Source organism: Desulfotomaculum sp. OF05-3, from assembly GCF_003435535.1.
GTDB classification, from domain to species: Bacteria; Bacillota; Clostridia; order Lachnospirales; family Lachnospiraceae; genus Pilosibacter; species Pilosibacter fragilis.
The window spans coordinates 1-22,313 of record NZ_QWGO01000015.1 but is presented as its reverse complement, the minus strand read 5'-3'; the positions used below and the strand labels follow the sequence as shown (position 1 = coordinate 22,313).

Annotated in this window: 22 protein-coding genes; 14 read left to right on the top strand and 8 right to left on the bottom strand. The window is 48.5% G+C overall.

The window, feature by feature from the left end; all coding sequences use genetic code 11:
- Nucleotides 1–95: 95 nt before the first annotated feature.
- The 3 genes from DXA87_RS09555 (at nucleotide 96) to DXA87_RS09545 (ending at nucleotide 3,246) form a co-directional block, all read left to right on the top strand.
- Nucleotides 96–1,331: a DUF1015 family protein gene (locus DXA87_RS09555; RefSeq protein WP_117504104.1), complete on the top strand. Its 1,236-nt coding sequence runs from the start codon at nucleotides 96–98 to the stop codon at nucleotides 1,329–1,331.
- 112 nt (nucleotides 1,332–1,443) lie between these two features.
- On the top strand, nucleotides 1,444–2,532 hold the full coding sequence (trpS, locus tag DXA87_RS09550; protein ID WP_117470394.1) for a tryptophan--tRNA ligase: 1,089 nt from the start codon (nucleotides 1,444–1,446) through the stop codon (nucleotides 2,530–2,532).
- 99 nt (nucleotides 2,533–2,631) lie between these two features.
- On the top strand, nucleotides 2,632–3,246 hold the full coding sequence (locus DXA87_RS09545; protein ID WP_015553654.1) for a DedA family protein: 615 nt from the start codon (nucleotides 2,632–2,634) through the stop codon (nucleotides 3,244–3,246).
- Nucleotides 3,247–3,931: 685 nt separating this feature from the next.
- On the opposite strand, the gene DXA87_RS09540 is transcribed toward DXA87_RS09545, so the two are convergent.
- The 3 genes from DXA87_RS09540 to DXA87_RS09530 form a co-directional block, all read right to left on the bottom strand.
- Nucleotides 3,932–4,840: a radical SAM protein gene (locus DXA87_RS09540; RefSeq protein ID WP_117504102.1), complete on the bottom strand. Its 909-nt coding sequence runs from the start codon at nucleotides 4,838–4,840 to the stop codon at nucleotides 3,932–3,934.
- Nucleotides 4,841–4,958: 118 nt separating this feature from the next.
- Complete coding sequence (locus DXA87_RS09535; RefSeq protein ID WP_015553651.1) at nucleotides 4,959–5,159, bottom strand: hypothetical protein; 201 nt, start codon at nucleotides 5,157–5,159, stop codon at nucleotides 4,959–4,961.
- Between the two features lie 328 nt (nucleotides 5,160–5,487).
- Nucleotides 5,488–5,979: a DNA-deoxyinosine glycosylase gene (locus DXA87_RS09530; RefSeq protein ID WP_015553650.1), complete on the bottom strand. Its 492-nt coding sequence runs from the start codon at nucleotides 5,977–5,979 to the stop codon at nucleotides 5,488–5,490.
- 207 nt (nucleotides 5,980–6,186) lie between these two features.
- On the opposite strand from DXA87_RS09530, the gene ftsH reads away from it, so the two are divergent.
- From ftsH to DXA87_RS09510, 4 genes are all read left to right on the top strand, one after another.
- The gene (gene ftsH / locus DXA87_RS09525) at nucleotides 6,187–8,169 is read left to right on the top strand and encodes an ATP-dependent zinc metalloprotease FtsH (protein ID WP_117504100.1); all 1,983 of its coding nucleotides are present in this window, start codon (nucleotides 6,187–6,189) and stop codon (nucleotides 8,167–8,169) included.
- A gap of 203 nt (nucleotides 8,170–8,372) precedes the next feature.
- Nucleotides 8,373–9,947 (top strand): S8 family peptidase, encoded by a 1,575-nt coding sequence (locus DXA87_RS09520; protein WP_158553062.1) that lies wholly within the window; start codon nucleotides 8,373–8,375, stop codon nucleotides 9,945–9,947.
- A 50-nt stretch (nucleotides 9,948–9,997) separates the two neighbouring features.
- Nucleotides 9,998–11,143: an aldo/keto reductase gene (locus DXA87_RS09515; RefSeq protein WP_117504156.1), complete on the top strand. Its 1,146-nt coding sequence runs from the start codon at nucleotides 9,998–10,000 to the stop codon at nucleotides 11,141–11,143.
- A gap of 56 nt (nucleotides 11,144–11,199) precedes the next feature.
- A complete protein-coding gene (locus tag DXA87_RS09510; RefSeq protein WP_117470743.1) occupies nucleotides 11,200–11,691 on the top strand; it encodes a YbaK/EbsC family protein in 492 nt (163 codons plus the stop codon).
- Here the strand turns inward: DXA87_RS09510 and DXA87_RS09505 are convergent.
- Entirely contained in the window at nucleotides 11,651–13,015 is a 1,365-nt protein-coding gene (locus tag DXA87_RS09505) for a sodium-dependent transporter (RefSeq protein WP_021904654.1), read from the bottom strand. The two genes, DXA87_RS09510 and DXA87_RS09505, sit on opposite strands and share 41 nt — an antisense overlap.
- 341 nt (nucleotides 13,016–13,356) lie before the next feature.
- Between DXA87_RS09505 and DXA87_RS09500 the strand changes: the two genes are divergently transcribed.
- Together DXA87_RS09500 and DXA87_RS09495 are read left to right on the top strand one after the other, a co-directional pair.
- A complete protein-coding gene (locus DXA87_RS09500; RefSeq protein WP_117470745.1) occupies nucleotides 13,357–14,091 on the top strand; it encodes an ATP-binding cassette domain-containing protein in 735 nt (244 codons plus the stop codon).
- Nucleotides 14,091–15,017 (top strand): SufD family Fe-S cluster assembly protein, encoded by a 927-nt coding sequence (locus DXA87_RS09495; RefSeq protein WP_117504096.1) that lies wholly within the window; start codon nucleotides 14,091–14,093, stop codon nucleotides 15,015–15,017. Before DXA87_RS09500 ends, DXA87_RS09495 begins: the two co-directional genes overlap by 1 nt.
- A gap of 128 nt (nucleotides 15,018–15,145) precedes the next feature.
- On the opposite strand, the gene DXA87_RS09490 is transcribed toward DXA87_RS09495, so the two are convergent.
- Entirely contained in the window at nucleotides 15,146–16,003 is an 858-nt protein-coding gene (locus DXA87_RS09490; RefSeq protein WP_015553644.1) for a YitT family protein, read from the bottom strand.
- 281 nt (nucleotides 16,004–16,284) lie between these two features.
- On the opposite strand from DXA87_RS09490, the gene DXA87_RS09485 reads away from it, so the two are divergent.
- Nucleotides 16,285–16,764 (top strand): pyridoxamine 5'-phosphate oxidase family protein, encoded by a 480-nt coding sequence (locus DXA87_RS09485; protein WP_117504094.1) that lies wholly within the window; start codon nucleotides 16,285–16,287, stop codon nucleotides 16,762–16,764.
- Nucleotide 16,765: 1 nt separating this feature from the next.
- Nucleotides 16,766–17,128: a VOC family protein gene (locus tag DXA87_RS09480; protein ID WP_117470748.1), complete on the top strand. Its 363-nt coding sequence runs from the start codon at nucleotides 16,766–16,768 to the stop codon at nucleotides 17,126–17,128.
- On the opposite strand, the gene DXA87_RS09475 is transcribed toward DXA87_RS09480, so the two are convergent.
- From DXA87_RS09475 to DXA87_RS09465, 3 genes are all read right to left on the bottom strand, one after another.
- Complete coding sequence (locus DXA87_RS09475) at nucleotides 17,083–17,355, bottom strand: hypothetical protein (protein WP_117566762.1); 273 nt, start codon at nucleotides 17,353–17,355, stop codon at nucleotides 17,083–17,085. The genes DXA87_RS09480 and DXA87_RS09475 overlap by 46 nt on opposite strands.
- A 211-nt stretch (nucleotides 17,356–17,566) precedes the next feature.
- Nucleotides 17,567–19,159: an AAA family ATPase gene (locus DXA87_RS09470; RefSeq protein WP_117470750.1), complete on the bottom strand. Its 1,593-nt coding sequence runs from the start codon at nucleotides 19,157–19,159 to the stop codon at nucleotides 17,567–17,569.
- A 168-nt stretch (nucleotides 19,160–19,327) separates the two neighbouring features.
- Nucleotides 19,328–19,939: a 50S ribosomal protein L25 gene (locus DXA87_RS09465; RefSeq protein WP_117504092.1), complete on the bottom strand. Its 612-nt coding sequence runs from the start codon at nucleotides 19,937–19,939 to the stop codon at nucleotides 19,328–19,330.
- 564 nt (nucleotides 19,940–20,503) lie between these two features.
- On the opposite strand from DXA87_RS09465, the gene murI reads away from it, so the two are divergent.
- The 3 genes from murI to DXA87_RS09450 are packed head-to-tail and all read left to right on the top strand — an operon-like array spanning nucleotide 20,504 to nucleotide 22,112.
- Entirely contained in the window at nucleotides 20,504–21,280 is a 777-nt protein-coding gene (gene murI, locus DXA87_RS09460) for a glutamate racemase (RefSeq protein WP_117484387.1), read from the top strand.
- 36 nt (nucleotides 21,281–21,316) lie between these two features.
- The gene (locus DXA87_RS09455) at nucleotides 21,317–21,910 is read left to right on the top strand and encodes an NAD(P)H-dependent oxidoreductase (RefSeq protein ID WP_117504090.1); all 594 of its coding nucleotides are present in this window, start codon (nucleotides 21,317–21,319) and stop codon (nucleotides 21,908–21,910) included.
- Complete coding sequence (locus DXA87_RS09450; RefSeq protein ID WP_117504088.1) at nucleotides 21,903–22,112, top strand: hypothetical protein; 210 nt, start codon at nucleotides 21,903–21,905, stop codon at nucleotides 22,110–22,112. The genes DXA87_RS09455 and DXA87_RS09450 overlap by 8 nt, the downstream gene beginning before the upstream one ends.
- Nucleotides 22,113–22,313: the final 201 nt, after the last annotated feature.

Genomic DNA, 22,313 nt, shown 5'->3' with positions numbered 1-22,313 from the left:
ATCCATGTACGAAAAATCGTCATGGATGAATTGCGTTTATAGAGAATTGAGTGTAATATAGAGGCAGGATAAAATAATATGGGGAGGTAACAGGCATGGCAGTAGTGAGACCGTTTTCATGCGTGCGCCCGGCAGCAGAACATGCGGCAGAGATCGCGGCACTTCCGTATGATGTATACAACAGGGAGGAGGCAAAGCGAGAGGTGAAGTCTCATCCGCATTCCTTCCTCGCCATCGACCGCCCGGAGACGGGATTCCCGGACACGGCGGACATGTACGCGCCGGAGGTCTATGCCCACGCAAAGGATCTTTTCGAACAATGGGTGAAGGACGGAAACTATGTGGAAGATCCGAATGAGACCTACTATCTCTATGAACTCACGATGAACGATCATCCCCAGACAGGAATCGTGGCATGCTCAAGCGTAGATGACTATGTAAACGGCGTGATCAAGAAGCACGAGAACACGAGAGAGGAGAAGGAACTGGACCGGATCCGCCATATCGATGTGATGGACGCCCAGTCCGGACCGATTTTTCTCGCATATCGCCCGGTAAAACGCTTAAAAGAACTGGTTGCACTTGCAAAAGAGGAGAATCCGCTTTATAATTTTATCTCAGAGGATGGAATCAGACACCGGGTATGGAAAAGCGGATCCGGTGATATGATAAAAGAGATCCGGGAGGAATTTGAAAAGCTCCCGGCGACATATATCGCAGACGGTCATCACCGCGCGGCTTCTGCCGTGAAGGTTGCCTTAAAGCGCAGGGCGGAACACCCGGACGCGCCGAAGGACGCCCCGTTCAACTACTTCCTCTCCGTACTGTTCTCAGAGGATGAACTGACGATCCTGCCGTATAACCGTGTAGTGTGGGATCTGAACGGACACTCGGAGGAGGAGCTCTTAAAGGAAGCTTCGAAGCTTTTTGAGGTCTCCGGACCTTTAAAGGAAGCTGTGGAGCCGAAGGAACGCGGTGAGGTCGGCATGTACCTCGGAGGAACATGGTATGATCTGAAATTAAAGGCGGGAGTCCGACCGGATGATCCGGTGAAGGGACTTGACGTGTCCGTGCTCCAGGAGAAATTCCTGGCTCCGGTGCTTGGAATCGGAGACCCGAGAACGGATAAGCGCATCGACTTTGTGGGCGGGATTCGCGGCGTGAAAGAACTGGAGCGCCGCTGTGAGGCGGACATGAAGATCGCCTTTTCCATGTATCCGACATCGATGGAAGAACTGCTGTCTGTTGCGGACGCGGGGCTTCTGATGCCGCCGAAATCGACCTGGTTTGAACCGAAACTGCGAAGCGGAATTTTCATCCACCGGCTGTAGCCTGAAACTTGGGGTCAGCCGACAGGATTTCTGGAGATCGAAATGGGACTGCAGTCGTGGAGCCGCCGGTATCACAGAAACCTGACATCACAGGAGAGAAAGGAATATTGTTGTGGGAAAGATTATTTTAACAGGAGACCGTCCGACAGGTCGTCTTCATGTAGGACATTATGTAGGATCTCTTAGAAGAAGAGTAGAGCTTCAGAATTCCGGAGAGTATAGCGATATCTATATCATGATTGCTGACTCCCAGGCGCTCACAGACAATGCGGATAACCCGGAGAAGGTCCGCCAGAATATTCTGGAGGTTGCGCTCGATTACCTGTCTGCAGGTCTTGATCCGGAAAAATCCACGATCTTTATCCAGTCCATGGTGCCGGAGCTCTACGAGATGACCGCTTACTATATGGACATCGTTACGGTTTCCAGATTACAGAGAAACCCAACCGTAAAGAGCGAGATCCAGATGAGAAATTTTGAGGCCAGCATCCCGGTAGGCTTCTTCACCTACCCGATCAGCCAGGCAGCAGATATCACAGCCTTCAAGGCAAACGTGGTTCCGGCTGGTGAGGACCAGATGCCGATGGTTGAGCAGACAAGAGAGATCGTTCACAAATTCAATACGGTATACAATACAGATACTCTTGTTATGCCGGATATTCTTCTTCCGAGCAATAACGCATGCCGCCGTCTTCCGGGCACCGACGGAAAGGCAAAGATGAGCAAATCCTTAGGAAACTGCATCTACCTTTCCGATACAGAGGAGGACGTAAAGAAGAAAGTCATGTCCATGTACACAGATCCGAACCACTTAAAGGTAAGCGATCCGGGACAGGTTGAGGGAAATACCGTCTTCACATATCTGGACGCATTCTGCAAGGACGAATACTTCGCAGAGTTCTGGCCGGATTACAAGAACCTCGACGAGGTGAAAGAGCACTACAAACGCGGTGGACTTGGCGATGTAAAGGTCAAGAAGTTCTTGAACCGTGTGCTTGAGGAGGAGCTCCGTCCGATCCGCGAGAGAAGAAAGAGATGGGAGCAGGACATCCCGGCTGTATACGAGATCTTAAAGAGCGGAAGCGAGAAGGCAGAGCGCGTGGCTGCACAGACATTAAAGGAGATGCGTGCGGCTATGAAGATCAACTACTTTGACGATGCGGCGCTGATTGCGGAGCAGAGTAAGAAGTATAACGGTTAATATAAAAGCTGAATCTGCAGATGAATGGATTCGGGAAAAGTGAATAAAACAGACTGGATGCTGCATATATTATACCCATGGTAAAGCGGGGGTGTCTGTATGCGGGAGCTGGTACTGGAATTGATGGGGGAATACGGCAATCTTGCTGTGTTCCTCCTTATTTTAGTTGAAAATCTCTTTCCTCCGATCCCGTCGGAGGTGATCCTGACCTTTGGGGGCGTCATGACGGTCTGCACGGACATGACGCCCGTCGGTGTGATCCTGTTTTCCACTGCCGGATCGCTGGCGGGGGCTGTCATTCTATACAGCGTGGGACGGTTTCTGCCGGATGAGGTGTTCCGGAAACTGCTCTGCGGACAGATCGGACATCTGCTTCACTTCCGCCTGGAAGATGTGGATCTCGCGAAAGGATGGTTCAGGGAACGCGGGAGATCGGCGGTGTTCCTGTGCAGGCTGATCCCCATCGTCCGCAGCCTGATCTCCATCCCTGCAGGGATTGCCAGGATGCAGTTTGTGCCGTTTCTTGTCTTTACGGCGGCGGGAAGTCTTCTGTGGAACACGGTCCTCGTCTATGCCGGGAGGATTGCTGGGGACTCCTGGGAGAAGGTGTCGGCGGCCTTTGGGGTGTATTCGGATCTGTTTCTCATGATAGCTGGGATCTCCATCGCCTTTGCTGTCCTGTTTCGCGGGTGCGGAGAAAGAAGAAAGCTGTAGAAGCCATATAGAAAGGTCATTGCGGATGGGAGAAGGATGGAAAAAGAGAGTGAATTTCTTTTGCGAAATAATATAATTATTTGAATAATTATATACAATAGAACAATAAACTAATAAAAATAAAATAAAAAATATTTTTTCTAAAAACATATTGACAAATGAGAAGATATCGAATATAATGAAGACAACAAAAAGAAAGAGAGAACAAAGCAAAGAAGACGAAAAGGTTCGTACTTAAAAAAATCTAAGTAAAGGAGGTACAGTCCACCGAACACATAAGTCTCGTTCCATTTTTCAAATTTGAAAAATCCGGAACAAAGGAAAAACACAAAACCGGGTAATTAATCGAAAAAAAGATTATTTGAAATCCTTCAAGATATGACGAGAAAGTATCAAAAAGAGAAATACAATAATCGATATGAGAACGAAAAGAAAGATAAGATTTCGGAAAAAGCCGGCGGAGTGAAAAAGGAAAACTTCATATAGAAAAAAATCTAATGAAAACGAGGTAAGATCCATTGGATAACGCAGAACATTAAGGTGGGTATCGAAACAAGAAAATTGATTCGGTACCCACTTTTTATGCGCAGAAAAGAATTGCTGCCACTTGCTTTTGGGGGAGAGTAGCAAACTGTCTGTACGAACCAGGTGCAGGTCTGTAACCGGGCAGGCTTATTAATCTGTATTAAAGCCCTTCACAGTCAAACGGTGGCGTATATTCTTCTTTCGCGCTGCTTCTTTCCTGCATAAACCCTTCCGTGAGACCGAGGTCAATCGCGGTGTCAACGACTTTGTTGTACTCAAAGGAGGTGATCCGCCGGTTGATCTCCGGATATTCGGTGCTCCTGTAGAACGGCGTATACTGGCTCATGATGCTGATAAGGTACTGGTGATCCGGGAGATTTTCCCTGATCCAGTGCAGGAGGCGGATCGAGTCCTCTTTTGCGCCCGGAAGGACCATGTGGCGGATGATGACGCCGCGGTCCAGCATTGATGGATTCCTTTTATTCCAGGAAAGTCCGCCGGTGAGGCGGATCATTTCTTTTATGGCGGCGGAAGCTTTCTCGAAATAGTCCGGGGCGGCGGAGTATTTCTTGGCGAGACCGCTGTCCATGTATTTGAGGTCTGGAAGCCAGATATCGACGTAGTCTGCGAGATCACGGATCGTTTCAAGCTTTTCGTAGCCGCCGCAGTTAAAGACGACAGGGATCTGAAGCTTCGGCTTCGCGAGATCCAGGGCGCGGACGATAGATGGAGCGAACTGGGTCCCGGTCACGAGGTTGATGTTTGCGGCGCCTTTTTCCTGGAGTTCCAGGAAGATATCGGCGAGACGGGAGACGGAGATGGTTTTTCCGTAGTTTTCGTGACTCAGCTGGAAGTTCTGGCAGAAGACGCAGCGTAACGTACAGCCGGAGAAGAAGACGGTTCCGCTTCCGGTGGTGCCGCTGATGCAGGGTTCTTCCCACATATGCAGGGCGGCCCTGGCGGCGCGGAGCTCGTGCCCGGCGCCGCAGAAGCCGGTGGATGTTGTTCGGTCGGCATGACATTCCCTTGGACAGAGGGTGCATGATCGGTAGATGGATTCGGTTAACATAACTTTACATACTTCTTTCGTGGTGATTTATGAGCCAGATGCCTGCAGATGATCGGTATTCAGGCACTGGCGGTCGGGCAAAATGCTTTCAAGGGATCGTGTGGATCAAAGCGTTGGTTCAGGATCTTGCTTTGTCGGAATTGTATTCAGCCCGATCCGGGGTATCCGGCAGGTAGTGGTAGAGGTCCTGATAGTGCTCGAATTCCGCATCGGTCTCCGGAAGGGCGGGGATCAGGCCGGTACAGTCGGTGGCGGAGCAGGCCTGGATGTCGATGTCCCAGTCGGCGCTGGTAAGCAGTTTCTTTGATGAGTTTTTCATGGAATCACCTCCTGAATTATAGTTTTCATCGAAAAAAGAAAATAAAACAGGAAAGTAATTCAAAAAAAATTATATAGTGCAGGATTTCTAAATTATAAAAATGTCTCAAAACAGGAGAATTTAGTAATCTACCTGTGTTTTACATAACAATGACAAAGCGCTTGGGGTAGTTAAAATTAATAGTAACTGTTCAGTAGGTCTGCGCACTTGCTGCGCTGACCGTAAGAAAACATAGGCTGGAGGGCAAAAATCCCATCAGCGAAGCTGATCTGGAATGGATTTTTGCGTGTAACTATGAAGGTACTGAATAGTTACAATTAATATCTATCTATTTAAGATAATCAGTAATAATACCCCAGGCGCCCTCCAATTTCTCCAGCGTCCACGCCGCATTCGCCGGACTTGTGGACGGCAGGGAGACTGCCGGGATGCCGGTTGCGGATTCCTGATATTTTCTGTAGTAATTCCAGGATGTCTTTCCGTTGCAGAAGATCGCCCGGATGTCGGCTGTGGACAGGATCCGGGAGAGATCGTTGGGCACGACATCGCGGATGGAGCTGTCGCTGGAACCCTCGATGGAGCAGGATGCGATCACATCCCAGAGGGCAATATGATGGGAGAGGAGAAATTCCTTTTTCTCATCAATACTGCCCGGAACCGGAACCGCGAGAATTCCGGCCAGGGTCTTCCAGAAACGGTTCTGCGGGTGGTGATAGAAAAAATGTCCTTCCCTGGATTTGACGGACGGGAAGGAACCGAGGATCAGAATCCTGGAGGCGCTGTCAAAAACAGGCGGAATCGGGTGTGTGACGGTATTCATGATAAATATCCTTTCAGATATATTTTAAATGATAAAATTGCTATCCATGTTGTATTGTAGCGTTTCTGATATTTTTTGTAAACATAGAAATTTCATACTTTTTTTATTGCCTTATGGGGAAACTCAACTTATAATGATTAGGTATCACAAAATCATGGGTCAATATACCCAAATGTGATATATGCGCAAAAGAAGTGGAGAAAATCAATGGACAACAACAATCAGAACAGAAATGGCGGAAAGCGGCCAAGCGGACAGAATATCGGGGTGCTCGCCCTGATCCTAGTGATCACGCTGATCGCTGTGACCGTTATGAACAACATGGTCCGCAAAAACCAGACCCAGGAACTCGGGTATGAGGAATTTGTGGAATACTTAAAAGAGGGAGAGATCGATACGGCGAAGATCTCCAGCAACAGGATCTACTTAACGCCAAAGACTTCTTCCACGAAGCTTTCCCGCTTCATCCAGTATTATACGGTAAGAATCCCGGATGTTGATCTTGCAGAGCGTCTTTTAGATGCCAACGGGGTCCATGTGGTGGCGGAAGATACGAGTACGAGCGCGAGTATTTTAAACTTTCTGATGGGATGGGTACTCCCGTCGGCGCTCATGATCGGACTTCTCTATATGATGTACAGCCGGATGGGCGGCGGAGGAATGATGGGCGTTGGAAAGAGCAACGCCAAGGTCTACGTCCAGAAGGAGACAGGAGTCACGTTTGCTGACGTAGCGGGCGAGGACGAGGCGAAGGAATCCCTTGTGGAGATCGTTGACTTCCTGCATAACCCGCAGAAATATTCAAAGATCGGTGCAAAACTGCCGAAAGGAGCGCTCCTTGTGGGACCTCCAGGAACAGGTAAGACTCTGCTTGCGAAGGCGGTAGCCGGTGAGGCCCATGTTCCGTTCTATTCGCTTTCCGGTTCCGACTTTGTGGAGATGTTCGTCGGCGTGGGCGCGTCCCGTGTCCGTGACCTCTTCAAGCAGGCACAGCAGTCCGCACCGTGTATCATCTTCATCGATGAGATCGATGCTATCGGACGCAGCCGTGACAGCCGGTTAGGCGGAAACGATGAGAGAGAGCAGACCTTAAACCAGCTGCTTTCCGAGATGGATGGATTTGATTCCTCTAAGGGACTTCTCGTCCTGGGCGCGACGAACCGTCCGGAGATCCTGGATCCGGCACTTTTGAGACCGGGACGTTTTGACAGACGTGTGATTGTTGACAAGCCGGACCTGAAGGGCCGTGTCAATATCTTAAAGGTACATTCCAAGGATGTGCGCCTGGATGAGACTGTCGACTTCGAGGAGATCGCCCTTGCGACTTCCGGTGCTGTGGGCGCAGATCTCGCGAACATGATGAACGAGGCGGCTATCAACGCAGTCAAGAACGGACGCCAGGCTGTCTCCCAGAAAGACCTCTTTGAGGCTGTGGAGCTTGTTCTCGTCGGAAAAGAGAAGAAAGACCGGATCTTAAGCAAAGAGGAGCGCCGGATCGTCTCCTACCATGAGGTTGGACACGCGCTTGTCACCGCGCTTCAGAAGGATGCTGAACCGGTTCAGAAGATCACGATCGTTCCGCGTACCATGGGAGCGTTGGGATATGTCATGCAGGTTCCGGAAGAGGAAAAATATTTAAATACGAAAAAAGAACTTGAGGCAATGCTTGTGGTTTCCCTTGCCGGACGTGCGGCTGAGGAACTCGTGTTTGACACGGTGACGACAGGTGCTGCGAACGATATCGAGCAGGCGACAAGGATCGCGAGAGCGATGGTCACCCAGTATGGTATGTCTGAGAAGTTCGGTCTTATGGGGCTTGCGACCCAGGAGAACCAGTATCTGACAGGACGCACCGTCTTAAACTGCGGTGACGCTACGGCGGCTGAGATCGATACGGAAGTCATGAAGATGTTAAAGAACGCCTATGCTGAGGCAAAGCGTCTTCTCTCCGAAAACCGTGATGCGATGGATCAGATCGCCGCGTTCCTGATCGAGAAAGAGACGATCACAGGCAAGGAGTTCATGAAGATCTTCCGCCAGGTGAAGGGAATCCCGGAGCCGGAGGAAGGAAAGAAAGAAGAGAAGAGCCGTATGGGAGGCGAGTTCGCGGAGGACGCGGCGAGCCAGCCGGTACAGGCTGCTGAGGCTTTGGAGGCCCCGACGGAGCAGAATCCGGAGCAGCAGAACTAAATATGGATAAATGTGGGCAGGGTGACAAAAAGTGTCATCCTGCCCATTTTTCTATATCAGCAAATTAAAAGAAATAATTCATGAAAAAGACAAGAATATCTGGTAAAATAAAATACAGATTTGAACACAGCTCAGAAGACAGCAGAAACGAATTGCGAATGTCCGCTTTGCAGGGCTGGAAATGGAGAGAAAAGAGAATTTTTATGGATCAGAATGATTATGGAAAGAGAAAAGCGGTCTGCAGACATGCGGCGGGATTTATGGCGGCGGTGATGCTCGCGGCAGCGGGACAGCCGTCTATGGCGTATGCGTCTGAAAAACTTCAGACGAATGACCCGTCCGCATCGGAGCAGTGGGCGTTTTTCAACGATGGATCGTTCACATCGGAAGAGGTTACGAAGTATCCGGTCTACTCGGATCCGTTCGGGCAGCCGTCGGAGAACACGGAGCTTCTTGGAACTCTCGTGGAGGTAAAGAAGAGACAGGCGGTTTCCGGCGTGGATATCAACCTGAAACAGGCATGGGAGACATATGGGAACGGAAGCCATGATACCATCGTCGCAATGATCGATACGGGAATTGATGCTTCTCATGAAGATCTGAAGGACACTTTATGGGTTAATACCGATGAGATTCCGGGAAACGGCATCGACGATGACGGAAACGGCTACGTGGATGATTGTTATGGGTGGAATTTCTACAATAATAACAATCAGATCTTCACCGGGAATGAGGACAGCCACGGAACCCACGGGGCCGGGACGATCAGTGCCGGGACAGGAAACGGGATCGGAATCTCGGGAATCGTTCCGGGAACCCGGGTTCGGGTGATGGCGTTAAAGGCTCTTGGGGGAAATGACGGCGGCGGAAGTACGGCGGCTGTCATCAAAGCGATCAAATATGCGGAGGATAACGGTGCGGTGATCTGCAACCTGAGCCTGACGTCGACGACAGATGATAAGGCGTTATATGAGGCGATGAAGAATTCCGGTATGCTGTTTGTAGTGGCGGCGGGAAACGGAAATCCGAAGACAGGAAAAGGCGTTGATACGGACGTGATCCCGTTTTATCCGGCGGCGTATGACCTGGACAATATTATTTCCGTCGCGAATCTAAGCTTTGATGGGGCACTGTCCGCAAGCTCCAACTATGGAAAAACGACTGTGGATCTTGCGGCGCCGGGAAGTTATATCTTAAGTACGACCCCTGGAAACACCTATGGATACATGAGCGGAACGTCCATGGCGGCACCGATGGTGTCCGGGGCGGCGGCAATGATCTATTCGTATTTTGACGGGATCGGGGTTGCGGATGTGAAGGAGATCCTGATGTCCACGGTGACACCGATGGAGAGTCTCAAGGACGTGACGGTGTCCGGCGGTATGCTGAATGTGGGCGCAGCCCTTTCCTATGATATCAGCAGTCTATCGAGAAAGGGATTTCAGATCGGTGGAACGAGACCGGAGAACGGGACGGCTCCATATCTGGAAATGCAGACCTCGAACCGGAATGGCGGAATGTATCTGACTGTCCGCGTCCTCGATATTGACGGGGATCTTGATAAGCTCTTCTATGCAAAGGGCGAGCATACAGCCGGGGAGTTTGCGAACGGGACTGTGGAAGGAACGGCGTTTACGGTGAATGAGAAGGATATGGCGGCGTTCCAGATCACGGAAAAAGGAACGTATACGTTCTATGCTGTGGATAAGAATGGAAATGGAGCGGTGAAGATCGCAAAATTCGTGTCGGAGAGCGACGGACCGGGGGCATTTCAGTAGGATCCTGATGGGAGAAATGCCGGAGGCAACAGATGATCGGAGGAGAACACATGAAGACAAGACGATTGGGAAAAACAGGGCTCATGGTGAGTGAGATCGGATTTGGCGGGGAATGGCTGGAACGGCATACGGAAACTGAGGGCATTGAGCTGATCCGGTATGCGTCAGAGAAAGGGATCAATATGCTGGACTGCTGGATGGCGGATCCGAAATCGAGAAATATCATCGGCGAGGGAATGAAAGAGAACCGGGATCAGTGGTTCATTCAGGGACACATCGGATCTACCTGGAAGGACGGACAGTATTTCCGCACGCGGGAGATGAAATATGTGCGTCCGGCCTTTGAGGACCTTTTAAAGAGACTGCAGACCGACTATATCGATCTCGGAATGATCCACTATGTGGATTCTGAGGAAGAGTGGGAGAAGATCCAGCACTCTGATTATCTGGATTATGTGATGGAGCTGAAAGAAAAAGGCGTGATCCGGCACATCGGCATGAGCTCCCACAATCCGAAGGTAGCTATGAAGGCGGTTGAGTCCGGATATATAGAGATGATCCTTTTCAGTATCAACCCGGCGTTTGATATGCTGCCGGCGAGTGAGGATATCGATACGATGTTTGCGGAGGAGTTTGACGCGGGACTTAAGGGGATCGATCCGGACCGGGCGATGCTCTATAAGGCCTGTGAGGAGAACGATGTGGGGATCACGGTCATGAAGGGATTCGCGGGCGGAAGACTTTTCGATGCGAAGAGATCTCCGTTCGGTGTCTGTCTTACCCCGGTCCAGTGTATTCACTATGCGCTGACGAGACCGGCTGTCTGCTCCATCATGTGTGGATATGACACAAAGGAGCAGGTAGATGCGGCAGTGGGATATGAGACTGCCTCAGAGACGGAGAAAGACTATGCGTCTGTGATCGCGAATGCGCCGTTCCATTCCTACCGGGGCGAATGTACATACTGCGGACATTGCAAGCCGTGTGCCGCAAATCTGGATATTGCCATGATCAACAAGTTTTATGATCTGGCAACCATGCAGCCGCAGATCCCGGTGACAGTGCAATCCCACTATGAGCTTCTGGAATATAAGGCATCGGAGTGCATCGGATGTCATTTGTGCGAAGCACGGTGCCCATTTGGAGTTCCGATCGCGGAGAGGATGGAGAAGACTGCGAAGTTATTTGGATGCTGATATTACGGAGATCGAAAATCCAGTCAGCGAATTATCAACAAAGGAGAAATAGGATCATGTCACTTGAAAAAGCAAAAGCAGATCTGGAACAGAAGGGATTTCTGGATCATGTGATCGAGCTGAAAGAATCAACGGCCACAGTGGCAGAGGCTGCGGAGGCACTGGATGTGAAGCCGGGAATGATTGCGAAGACCATGTCCTTTTTACAGGGTGAAAAAGCCGTCCTGATCCTGACGGAAGGGACGGCAAAAGTCGATAACCACAAATATAAAGATACATTTCATGTAAAGGCGAAGATGATCCCGTTTGATCAGGTAGAAGCGCGGATCGGCCATGCGCCGGGTGGCGTGTGCCCCTTTGGGATCAACGAGGGGATCGAGGTCTATCTGGATGACAGCCTGAAGCAGTTCACAACGGTGTACCCGGCTGCGGGAAATGACCACAGTGCGGTAAAACTTACGATCCCGGAGCTCGAGCGGGCTGCAGGAGCAAAAGGATGGGTGGATGTTACATCGAGATCCACCCAAACGCGTTCGCCACAGAACTGATCAGTATGATAGCCGCAAAGATCGGGCAGAGATACTGGATCATAAACTGGAAGATCACTTTTCTGCGGAACGGATGACCGCCGTCTGTGACCTCCTGTTCGATCTTTGCAACTCCGATGACTCTCGATACGAGAAGGCAGGTCGCGATCGCCGCGATCGGCATCATAACAGAGTTTGTCAGGAAATCGAAGAAGTCAAGGAACTGCATTCCGATCACGGTCACACCGGCCAGTGGACCATAGCCAAGACAGGAGAGCGTTCCGAGCAGGAGCATAATGACAGCCATAAATACCGTCGCCTTTTTCCGGCTCCAGTGCAGCTCATCCTCAAAAGTGGAGACGGCACTCTCGGTCAGGGCGATGGAACTTGTGACAGCCGCGAACAGGACCAGAACAAAAAACAGGATGCCGACTGCGGCTCCGAGTCCCATGCTTGCGAACACCTTCGGGATCGTGATGAACATCAGCGCAGGACCGGCCTGCAGGGTATCCGGGTCACCGCCGGAGAAGGCGAAGACGGCCGGGATGATCATGAGACCGGCCATGATCGCGATCGCGGTATCGAAGATCTCAACATTCTGGGTGGAATCTTCGATCGAAGTATCTTTTTTCATGTAGGAACCGAAGGTGATAAGGATTCCCATGGCGATGGACAGGGAGTAGAACATCTGTCCCATAGCGGATACCACCGTCATCCATGAGAAGTTCTCAAGGTTTGGTACCAGCAGATATTTCACACCACTCATAGCCCCCGGTCTCGATACGGAATAGCCCGCGATGAGCAGGGAAAGGACCACGAGGATCGGCATCATAAACTTCGATACACGCTCGATCCCGTTGCGTACACCTGCGTAAATGATAACAACTGTAAACAGAGTGAAGAGAATAAAGCAGATCTCCGTGGAACGACCGTTGGAAATAAACGCGGAGAAATATTCGTCCGTGGCAAGGGCCTGTCCATGTCCAAGAAGGTATTCCGCCAGATATTTGATGACCCAGCCGCCGATCACAGAATAGTACGGGACGATCAGGATCGGGATCACAGCATTGATCCAGCCGCCGAAGGACAGCCATTTTGATTTTCCAAAGGATTCATAGGCACCCACCGGACTCTTTTTTGTCATGCGGCCGAGAGCAGTTTCCGCCACGATCATCGTGTAGCCAAAGGTCAGTGCCAGAATGATATAGACGAGTAGAAAGATTCCCCCGCCATACTTTGCTGCGAGATAGGGGAAACGCCAGATGTTTCCAAGTCCTACGGACGCGCCCGCCGCCGACAGGACGAAACCGAGCTTTCCGGAGAACGAACTTCGTTTACGATTCATAATTAATTTCTCCTCATGTTTTTATCACAAATACATTTGTGCGTGTAAGGGATAGTCTATCATAGAATATGAAAAAAGGCAATTTGAACTGTCGGGGAGACTAAAATTGGAATAGAACCGATGGAAGGTATAATCAGAACGCAGAAGAATGTATAAAAAAAGGAACAACCGGAGAATCTTATAATTTGATGGCGAAATTATCGGTTTTGCGTTATAATACACTTATTCCTACCAGATAAATACAGTTTATATTTGGATACAGACGCAGGAATGGTGTCGATGTACATGGGCTTTTATCCGACAGGGTCTGAGCCCATTGATAGATACAGAGAGGTGAAATTGTGTTAAAAGCGGAAAATTTGATTCTCCATGTGGAGGATAACGGGGCGAAAAAATGTCTTCTGGATCATATTTCTTTCCAGGTGGACGATGGGGAGATGCTGGTGATTACGGGACCAAACGGCGGTGGAAAGTCCACACTGGCGAAGGTCCTGATCGGAATCGAGAAGGCGGAGAGCGGAAAGATCTTTTTAAACGGGGAAGATATCACGGATTACGATATCAACCACCGGGCTAACGCCGGGATCGGCTATGCATTCCAGCAGCCACCGAGATTTAAGGGAATGACGGTGCAGAGACTTCTTGCGCTGGCAGCAGGAAGAGAGCTGGAAGATCAGGAGTGCTGCAGGCTTTTGTCTGACGTGGGACTCTGCGCTGAGGAATATTTAGGCCGTCAGATCGACGGAACGCTTTCCGGAGGCGAGATGAAGCGGATCGAGATCGCGACGGTTCTTGCGAAGGAACATACCTTATGTATTTTTGATGAGCCGGAAGCCGGGATCGATCTCTGGAGTTTTTCCATGCTGATCCGGAAATTCGAGGAGATCCACAAAGAGAAAAAACAGAGTCTGATCGTCATCTCCCATCAGGAGAAGATCATCAGCATGGCAGACCGGATTATGGTGATCGATGACGGGAAGATCAAGGCGGAAGGACGGAAGGAAGATGTCCTGCCGTGTTTAGAAGGCCTTGATAAATGTCATGCATGTGCAGGAAATGCGGGGGTGAGAGCGTAATGGTAGAGCTGGATCATGTAGTAGAAGAAGTACTGAAAGTCATCAATGACAACGGATTTTCTCAGAAGGGCGCTTTCAACCTGCGCCAGAACGGAACGTCCATCTGCCACGGTGACAGTGAGCATATTAAGATCAAGAAGAAGACGGACAAGCCGGGCATCGATATCTATATTGATGGCGATACAAAGGGCGAGAAAGTTTACATCCCGGTGGTCGTCAGCGTTTCCGGCATGACAGACCTTGTATACAATGATTTCTATATCGCAGACGGCGCGGACGTTACGATCGTTGCGGGCTGCGGGATCCACAACAGCGGATGCAATGAGAGCAGACATGACGGGATCCATACCTTTCATGTTGGAAAGAATGCGAACGTCTGTTATCAGGAAAAGCATTATGGAGAGGGAAATGGAACCGGCGGCCGCGTGCTGAATCCGGTGACGAATATCTATGTCGGAGAAAATTCCGTATTTACGCTGGATACGGCACAGATCAAGGGCGTTGACTCCACAGTCCGCGAGACACTTGTGGAGATGGATAAAAACTCCAGATTGTATGTGACGGAGCGCCTCATGACCGAGGGAGACCAGACGGCGGAGTCCAACATCGAGGTACGTTTAAACGGTGAGGACAGCTCAGCCCAGATCATCTCAAGGTCTGTCGAAAAAGGCAATTCCGTCCAGACCTTCCACCCGAAGGCGGTCGGAAACAACAAATGCCAGGCCCATATCCAGTGTGACTCCATCATCATGGACCACGCCGAGATCGGCTCCATTCCGGAGATCCGTGCGCGCGACTTAAATGCGGCGATCATCCACGAGGCGGCGATCGGAAGGATCAACGATGAGCAGCTCTTAAAGCTTCGGACGCTGGGACTTACCGAGGAAGAGGCGGAGAACGTCATTATCGAGAATTTCCTTAATTAAAATCAGAATTTTGTATAATATTAAGAAAAGCAGGTCTGCAGGTAACATGACATGTTGCCGCTGCAGATCTGCTTTTTTGATGTCATACACTTGAAAAAGCTGCCGCTGCCTGACTGCTTTTTCAAGTGTTAGAAGTACGTCCGTCTCTTCGGCGTATTCCAGCTTCCCACCACGCGTTTCACGTTAGAGATCGTGACAAAAGCGTTGGGATCTTTTGTTTGGACATAGTCCATAAACTGACCATATTCCTTTTTGGTGAGAATAGCCAGAATCTCCTCCTTCTGCGCATCACTGTAGCCGCCGGTGGCGGTGTAGACGGTGATACCTCGCTGGAGCGTCTCGATGACGTAACGTTTAAAATCATCATTGTGCTCGGAGATGACGCAGACGCGGATCTTTCCGGTGAACTCGTCAATGAAGTAGTCCAGAACGAGACCGCTGAGGTAAGTGGACAGGGCGCCGATAATCACGGTCTGGAGATCGTAGGCAAAGTAGGAGCTTGCGACGGTCACAAGACCAGCGATGATGATGGATTTTCCGAGGTCCATATGGAGATATTTGTTCATGATCTTCGCGATAATGTCGAGACCGCCGGACGCAGCGTTCGCGTTAAAGAGGACAGCCTGTCCGTAGCAGATCACGATGATCATAGCGACCACGTCCAGAGCGATATTTCCCGTCGGGGATACCGGACCCGGGAACAGAAGCTCGAACACGAAGAGAAGCGCCGGCAGCAGGATGGAGATAAAGATGATCTTTGTCCCGAAGGCCTTATCCACAAAGAGGAACGCTAAAATGATGCAGATGATGTTTAAGAACAGTGTCATCACGGAGAGGGACAGTGGGACAAAGTTTACAAGAACCACGGCGAGCCCGGAGATACTTCCGCTGACGATGTGGTTCGGGTTCATGAAGAAATAAACTCCCACGGCGATGATGAAGGTGCCGAAGAAGATCGTGGAGAAATATTTTAGTTTTTCAAACATGGTGAGATTCCCTTTTTTCGTATTAGTATTTGCGTGTCAATCATATGTGAAAAATGAGTGGTTGTCAAACGTGCGCGTTACAGTGTGAGCGCTTGTATGCGGCAAAGTGAAAAACAGAGTTTGATAAAATATGGAGTATAACCGGGGCTGGAAAACGCATTGGAGAAGGGAGAGGATGACGAATCCAATCGTGTGAGATATAATGGATCTGGAAGAATTTGCCGGTGTTTGGAGCAGGAAAAGATGAGGTTGGTAATATTATGAATTAGGAGTGTAGAATTATGTTTAGAGAGATTCGAAAAAAGAGAAATAAGATCGAGGATAGCGCGGCGGAGGAACTTCTGCAAAATAGCAGGAGAGGTGTTCTTGCGGTGAATGGGGATGATGGGTATCCGTATGCGATCCCGCTCAATTATTTTTATGACAGGGAGAAACGGAAAATCTATTTTCATGGCGCGCGCGCGGGGCATAAGGTCGATGCTCTGCGGGTATGTGATAAGGTATGTTTTACGGTTTATGGAAATGAGACGATCAGGGAGGAAGCCTGGGCACCGTTTATGCAGAGTACGGTTGTGTTCGGGAGATGTCATTTGATGGAAAATGGCAGTGAGAAAGCAATGGAAATGTTAAAACGGTTTGCGATGAAATATTATCCAAATGAACAGCTGGCTGATGAGGAGATCGCGCAGGCGGGAAGGGCTGTGCAGATGTTTGAAATCGAGATCGAGCATTTGAGCGGCAAGGAGGTGCAGGAGAAGTAGAATGAGATTGAGGAATATTTTGATCGTTGTCAAGGATATTGAGAGATCGAAAAAGTTTTATCATGATCTGTTTGGACTTGATATAGTACTTGATAATGACGGAAATATAATCCTGACGGAAGGGCTTGTGCTGCAGGAGGAGAAGATATGGAAGGATTTTTTAGGGAAAACTATTATTCCGGAAAGCAATTCGTGTGAGCTTTATTTTGAGGAACAGAACATAGAGAGATTTGTTGAAAAATTGGAGCGGTTATATCCCAATATCCAGTATGTGAACCGCCTTATGACACATAGTTGGGGACAGAAGGTGGTCCGGTTTTATGATTTGGATGGCAATTTGATCGAAGTTGGGACGCCGATGTGATTTTGTGCGTCAAAGTACAGAACGTATGTGTAGAATAAATAGCTGAGGCAGAGTCCCGCCAGCACGGAGGTTGCGATGCCGCTGCCAATGATGCCCGCCTCATGGGGACGCTTTTCACCGATTTTCTGCCCCACAAGGACCGTGATGCCCATGGCGATTTTCGTGATCACCGTCATGACGCTCTGAATGATCTGGCTGCCTTCCGTGAAATCATTTGTCTTTTTCATAGTATTTTCCACCTGAAATTTCCAGTTATATAAAAAAGCCGGATAAAATACCGAACGATCCTTCGGCATCTTATCCAGCTTTGTAAATGCGTTTACAAGCCCTCCGATGAGCTGTAAGACAGTATAGCAGGGAAATACAGAATTGTCAACTCAGCGACTTTTCTGATTTTTTAAGCTGAAAGATATTGCTGATGTTCACGTGATACTATATTTATTTCTGCATAGTCTCGATCATGCATTCGTGTTTCTTCGTTGTTTTGTTATAATTAATTCCAACAAGTAATATACTACCATGATAATCTTTCAATGCATTTCCATACTGTTTTTCTCTGATCTGGTCTAAAGCTCCAGATGCGCTTTTATCCCATTTAAGTTCGATCACTACCGCAGGCTTATCTAAATGCAGTTTTCTCGGAATCAGACATATATCAGCAAAACCCTTACCTGTAGGCAGTTCACGGATTATCGTATAATATTCACGTGCAAAGTAAAATGCAAGATTTATGGTACAGCTCAGAGAATTTTCATCGTTGTACTGAAGAATCGAAATTTCATCGTGAGCCTTGTCAACTCCTGCCGCAACTGCGTCGGCGTCCATGGCCCACAATGATTCTAAAAGTTTACGGGATGATTCTACGGAGTCGATCACGCCATGCCAGTTCATGGTGCTGATTGCATTCACATATTCCTGTGAGACTTCTTTATTAGGAATGGCAACGGTACCATCTACGCTGTTGTATGTCAGGTAGCCGAGATGGATCAGTAATGTCAAGACATCATCTTTAGTGGCAAATGTGGTCATATCATTGCTGAAAGTTCCTATATTGATTTGTACTGCTTCACCTGCAAGCATTCTGACCACAGAGTCCTGCAGTCCGTCCATATCCATCTGAATGTAAATTTTTAAGGCTTCATATGTTTCCGTCTGATTCCAATAAGTTCCCAACTTGTGTCGCAGCATGGCTTCCACAACCGATTTAGGACTGTAAATAGAGTAATGTTCATCACCATTCTGGCGATGTGCGATCAGATGATATCCATCATACCATGTTTTCGCTTCCTCGAAATTCATATCGTATGTATCGCAGAGTCTGGATACTTCTTGTTCAGTGAAGCCGAAATACCCGGCCAGATCGCCTGGATCGGTCATGGAATATTCTGTAAACATATTTAATGCGGAATGGGAGCCATATTTTTTAATGGGTAATATGCCGGTCATGTAGGCCAATGCCACATAATCCTTATCCTTCAGCCATGCGCGCAAAAAATCTAAATATTTTTTCTGAGCCTCTTTATTCTGCTTGTACTCCCGGAACAGGCAGTCCCACTCGTCGATCAGGATCACAAAAGGACATTTGGTATAACGGAATACGTCTTTCATGACCTGAATCAGATTCTTTTCATCACGAAACTGTATTTCGTGAAATGTCTCCTTAAAATCCAAAATCAGATAATTTTTAAGCATCTCCAGCATTTCTTCCATTGTTTCAGACATACTTAAAAATTCCTGCATATTGATTTTGATCACATCATATTGGTTCAGATTTTCCCTATACGATCTGTCTTTACTGATAGCAAGATTTTGAAATAATTCCGTTGTATCCTCGCTCCGGTCATAATATGCGGCGAGCATATTAGCGGCCATTGATTTTCCGAATCTTCTTGGACGGCTTACACAGATATATTTCTGCTCGGTACAAAGCGCTTCATTGGTTCTGGCGATCAGTTCGCTTTTGTCGACATAAATTTTAGAGCGGAGACTACCGCGGAATGAAAGATTCCCCGGATTCAGATAACTTCCCATGCAAATTCCTCCCATCAGAAAAAGCGTCTTTGATTGTTTTTATTATACTTGATTTCAGCGGGAAGTACAAGGAGTGTTCATTTCCTACGGATGTAAAAATGGCGGCATCGCTCACCATTGAAGCGATACCGCCATTTTTATATCCATTTCTATATATGGACGCGGAGATTATTTGGTCTCTTTTTCCTCAGCAGCAGCTGCAACAGGTGCAGTTGTCACTTCAGTTTCCGGAACAACGTTGTGAACCGGGATGACGGAGAGCACAACAGCCTCCGGATCAGTCTTTAAGTCGATGTCTTTGTTCTTTGCGATGTCAAGATCCTTGACATGTACGATGTCACCAACCTTGAGGCCTGCAGCATCCAGTGTTGTCTTCTCGACAAGTGCGGACGGGAATGCTCTGTAAGCAACTTCGCTTAAGTCTTCCTGAAGAACGCCGCCGATAACAGCTTCACGGTTCAGGATAACGATCTCGGCCGTGGAAGTAACCTTCTCAGTGCTTACAAGTGCCTGAAAATCAATCTCATCAATCTTTCGTGTCATTGCATTGTAGTCAACTTCCTTGATCAGGACATCATATACCTGACCCTCGATGTCGAGGTTGATCTGACCGCCTTTATGTTCGATCTTTAAAAGACGTTCTGCGTCTACAGAGTTCATCTTTACCGGAATGGAGCCTTCGATGGCATGTCCGAAAACATTACCTGTAACAAATCCTTCACGTCTTAATCTCTTTGCCTTTACATCCATGCTTCTTTTTTCAGCTTTTAAAGTAGTCATTTATCTTTTCCTCCAAAAATCTGATTCCCGGCAAACGAACCAGTATTCGTTCTGCCGGATTCGCTTAGCAGCCCTCAGCTTTAGTGTATAAAGGGGTTTTGTTAAGTTTGTGACTAATAACTGTTCAATAGGTCTGCGCATTTACTGCGCTGACCGTAACATAATTTTGGCCAGCAGGCAAAAATCCCATTGCCGCAGGCAATTCGGAATGGATTTTTGCGTAACTGTGAAGGTACTGAACAGTTACCGCTTCTTTCTTGTTACAGCGTAAGTATAGCAGTGTTTTGAAAAACAGATTAACCAAAAATGAAAAAAATCAAGGCCTAAATTTTAAAAAGTGCACAAAAACAGAGCGGAGAAAGTCTGTGGATGTTCAAAACGGGGAAAGTGTGATAAGATATAAGAGATCATCACAAAGAATAATTCGATGAAATAACTGGTGTTGTGCAGGAAAGAGATGTGCGGTCATGGAAATGAAACATGACAGCCTGAGAACACGAGGATTCATATAATATGCTGCATGAGATCCGGCGGATCTCTGCGGCAGTCAATGAGGTGTACATTATGAATACAGACAATCGACCGATCGGTGTTTTGGATTCCGGACTCGGCGGGATCAGTGTTTTGAGAGAATTAGTGAAACTGATGCCGGGGGAGGCTTTCTTATATTACGGGGATTCCGCGAATGCCCCTTATGGCACACGTACCCCGGAGGAGGTCATTGACCTCACAAAAAAGGATGTGGATTTTTTACTGGAACGCGGGGCGAAAGCCATAGTTGTGGCCTGCAACACGGCAACCAGTGTGGCGATCCGGGAATTGAGAGAGGAGTATGAGAAGAAGGATATTCCGGTGATTGGAATCGAACCGGCGCTGAAGCCGGCGGTGCTTGCGAAAGAGCACTCAAAGGTTGTCGTTATGGCGACTCCGATGACTCTCTCCCAGACAAAATTTAATTCCATGCTGCATGTCTACGAGGATGAGGCGAATATCATCAAGATGCCGTGCCCGGGACTTGTGGAGTATATCGAGGGCGGAATGTTAGAGGGACCTGTTCTGGACGAGTATCTGGAAAAACAGTTCGAGCCTTACGAGAAATCAGAGATCGACGCGGTGGTACTCGGTTGCACACATTACCCGTTAGTAAAAGATGAGATCCAGAAACATCTGCCCGGCGTGGCAATCTATGACGGTGGATTCGGAACCGCGAAGCAGACGAGAAAGCGCCTGACTGAGTGTGGACTGTTATCAGGGAAAGAGTCCGGAGGTGAGGTGAAGATCTTTAACAGCAAGAATACGGAGGATGTTCTGGAGCTTTCGAGAAGACTGTTGAATTTATAGATACATGTAATATCAAAAATATCTGGAGAGAAAGGTATGAAAAAATTATTGTACATTGACGCCTGCGTGAACCGCGATATTTCAAGAACGGAGAGACTTGCGCAGGCTTTATTAAAGGAAATGAACAAGAACGGGGAATATGAGGTCGAGACCCTGTGCCTGGAGGATGAAGATCTGAAGCTTTTTACCGGAAAAGAGAGTGCAGGACGGGAACAGCTCACGAGGGCCGGAATTTATGAGGGACCGCTGTTTGACTATGCAAAGCAGTTTGCGTCCGCAGACCGGATCCTTGTGGCGGCCCCGTACTGGGATTTTACTTTCCCGGCGAGAATGAAATGTTATCTGGAGCAGATCTGTGTGACAGGGCTGACCTTTACCTTTTCTTCCAAGGGAATCCCGGGTGGGCTGTGCCATGCCGACAGTCTCCATTATGTGACCACCAGCGGTGGATCCATCGGGGCTCTGAATCTCGGATATGAGTATGTCGAGAAACTCTGCAAGGTATATTACGGAATCAATAAGACTGTGTGCTATATCGCAGAGGGGCTTGACATCGAGGGCAATTCCGTGGAAGAGATCATGAAGGCGGCAGAGGAGGAGGCAGTCCGGACATACCGGAACTTTGCGTGATTTCCTCAGGTTCATCTCCTTTTTTACAATAAGATATATCGCGATCGACTTAAGCGGCGGGAAGAAAAAGCTTCCGATCCGCAGCATTACCGTTGTCCCGAAGAATCATATCGACTTCGCGCGGGAGGGCATGAAGGAGTATCTTCACAGCCATGGATATGAGGTGGATGTGGAGCTTTCTAGGATCAAGTTAAGGTATTAGTACGAAAAATCATATTAAGGCATCAATCGAAACAGGACAGATCATCTGCGTGGATGCGGGGGGCTGTCCTGTTTTTTGCGGCTCTATGAAAATGGTTGACGGTAGACGCGATGGAAGTCAGTGTAGATAGAAAAACAAAAATAAATATGTCTGGTGGAAAAATAAGTTAACCTATTGTGCTATTTCAAATAAAACGTTTAA

Bases quoted from the DNA above. Each gene is read 5' to 3' on its own strand.
- DXA87_RS09515 (WP_117504156.1), top strand. From the start codon at position 9,998: ATGAAGACAAGACGATTGGGAAAAACAGGGCTCATGGTGAGTGAGATC.
- DXA87_RS09465 (WP_117504092.1), bottom strand. From the start codon at position 19,939: ATGACTACTTTAAAAGCTGAAAAAAGAAGCATGGATGTAAAGGCAAAG.
- DXA87_RS09505 (WP_021904654.1), bottom strand. From the start codon at position 13,015: ATGAATCGTAAACGAAGTTCGTTCTCCGGAAAGCTCGGTTTCGTCCTG.
- DXA87_RS09510 (WP_117470743.1), top strand. From the start codon at position 11,200: ATGTCACTTGAAAAAGCAAAAGCAGATCTGGAACAGAAGGGATTTCTG.
- DXA87_RS09475 (WP_117566762.1), bottom strand. From the start codon at position 17,355: ATGAAAAAGACAAATGATTTCACGGAAGGCAGCCAGATCATTCAGAGC.
- DXA87_RS09545 (WP_015553654.1), top strand. From the start codon at position 2,632: ATGCGGGAGCTGGTACTGGAATTGATGGGGGAATACGGCAATCTTGCT.
- ftsH (WP_117504100.1), top strand. From the start codon at position 6,187: ATGGACAACAACAATCAGAACAGAAATGGCGGAAAGCGGCCAAGCGGA.
- DXA87_RS09520 (WP_158553062.1), top strand. From the start codon at position 8,373: ATGGATCAGAATGATTATGGAAAGAGAAAAGCGGTCTGCAGACATGCG.
- murI (WP_117484387.1), top strand. From the start codon at position 20,504: ATGAATACAGACAATCGACCGATCGGTGTTTTGGATTCCGGACTCGGC.
- DXA87_RS09485 (WP_117504094.1), top strand. From the start codon at position 16,285: ATGTTTAGAGAGATTCGAAAAAAGAGAAATAAGATCGAGGATAGCGCG.
- DXA87_RS09480 (WP_117470748.1), top strand. From the start codon at position 16,766: ATGAGATTGAGGAATATTTTGATCGTTGTCAAGGATATTGAGAGATCG.
- DXA87_RS09495 (WP_117504096.1), top strand. From the start codon at position 14,091: ATGGTAGAGCTGGATCATGTAGTAGAAGAAGTACTGAAAGTCATCAAT.
- DXA87_RS09530 (WP_015553650.1), bottom strand. From the start codon at position 5,979: ATGAATACCGTCACACACCCGATTCCGCCTGTTTTTGACAGCGCCTCC.
- DXA87_RS09470 (WP_117470750.1), bottom strand. From the start codon at position 19,159: ATGGGAAGTTATCTGAATCCGGGGAATCTTTCATTCCGCGGTAGTCTC.
- DXA87_RS09490 (WP_015553644.1), bottom strand. From the start codon at position 16,003: ATGTTTGAAAAACTAAAATATTTCTCCACGATCTTCTTCGGCACCTTC.
- DXA87_RS09455 (WP_117504090.1), top strand. From the start codon at position 21,317: ATGAAAAAATTATTGTACATTGACGCCTGCGTGAACCGCGATATTTCA.
- DXA87_RS09555 (WP_117504104.1), top strand. From the start codon at position 96: ATGGCAGTAGTGAGACCGTTTTCATGCGTGCGCCCGGCAGCAGAACAT.
- DXA87_RS09535 (WP_015553651.1), bottom strand. From the start codon at position 5,159: ATGAAAAACTCATCAAAGAAACTGCTTACCAGCGCCGACTGGGACATC.
- DXA87_RS09540 (WP_117504102.1), bottom strand. From the start codon at position 4,840: ATGTTAACCGAATCCATCTACCGATCATGCACCCTCTGTCCAAGGGAA.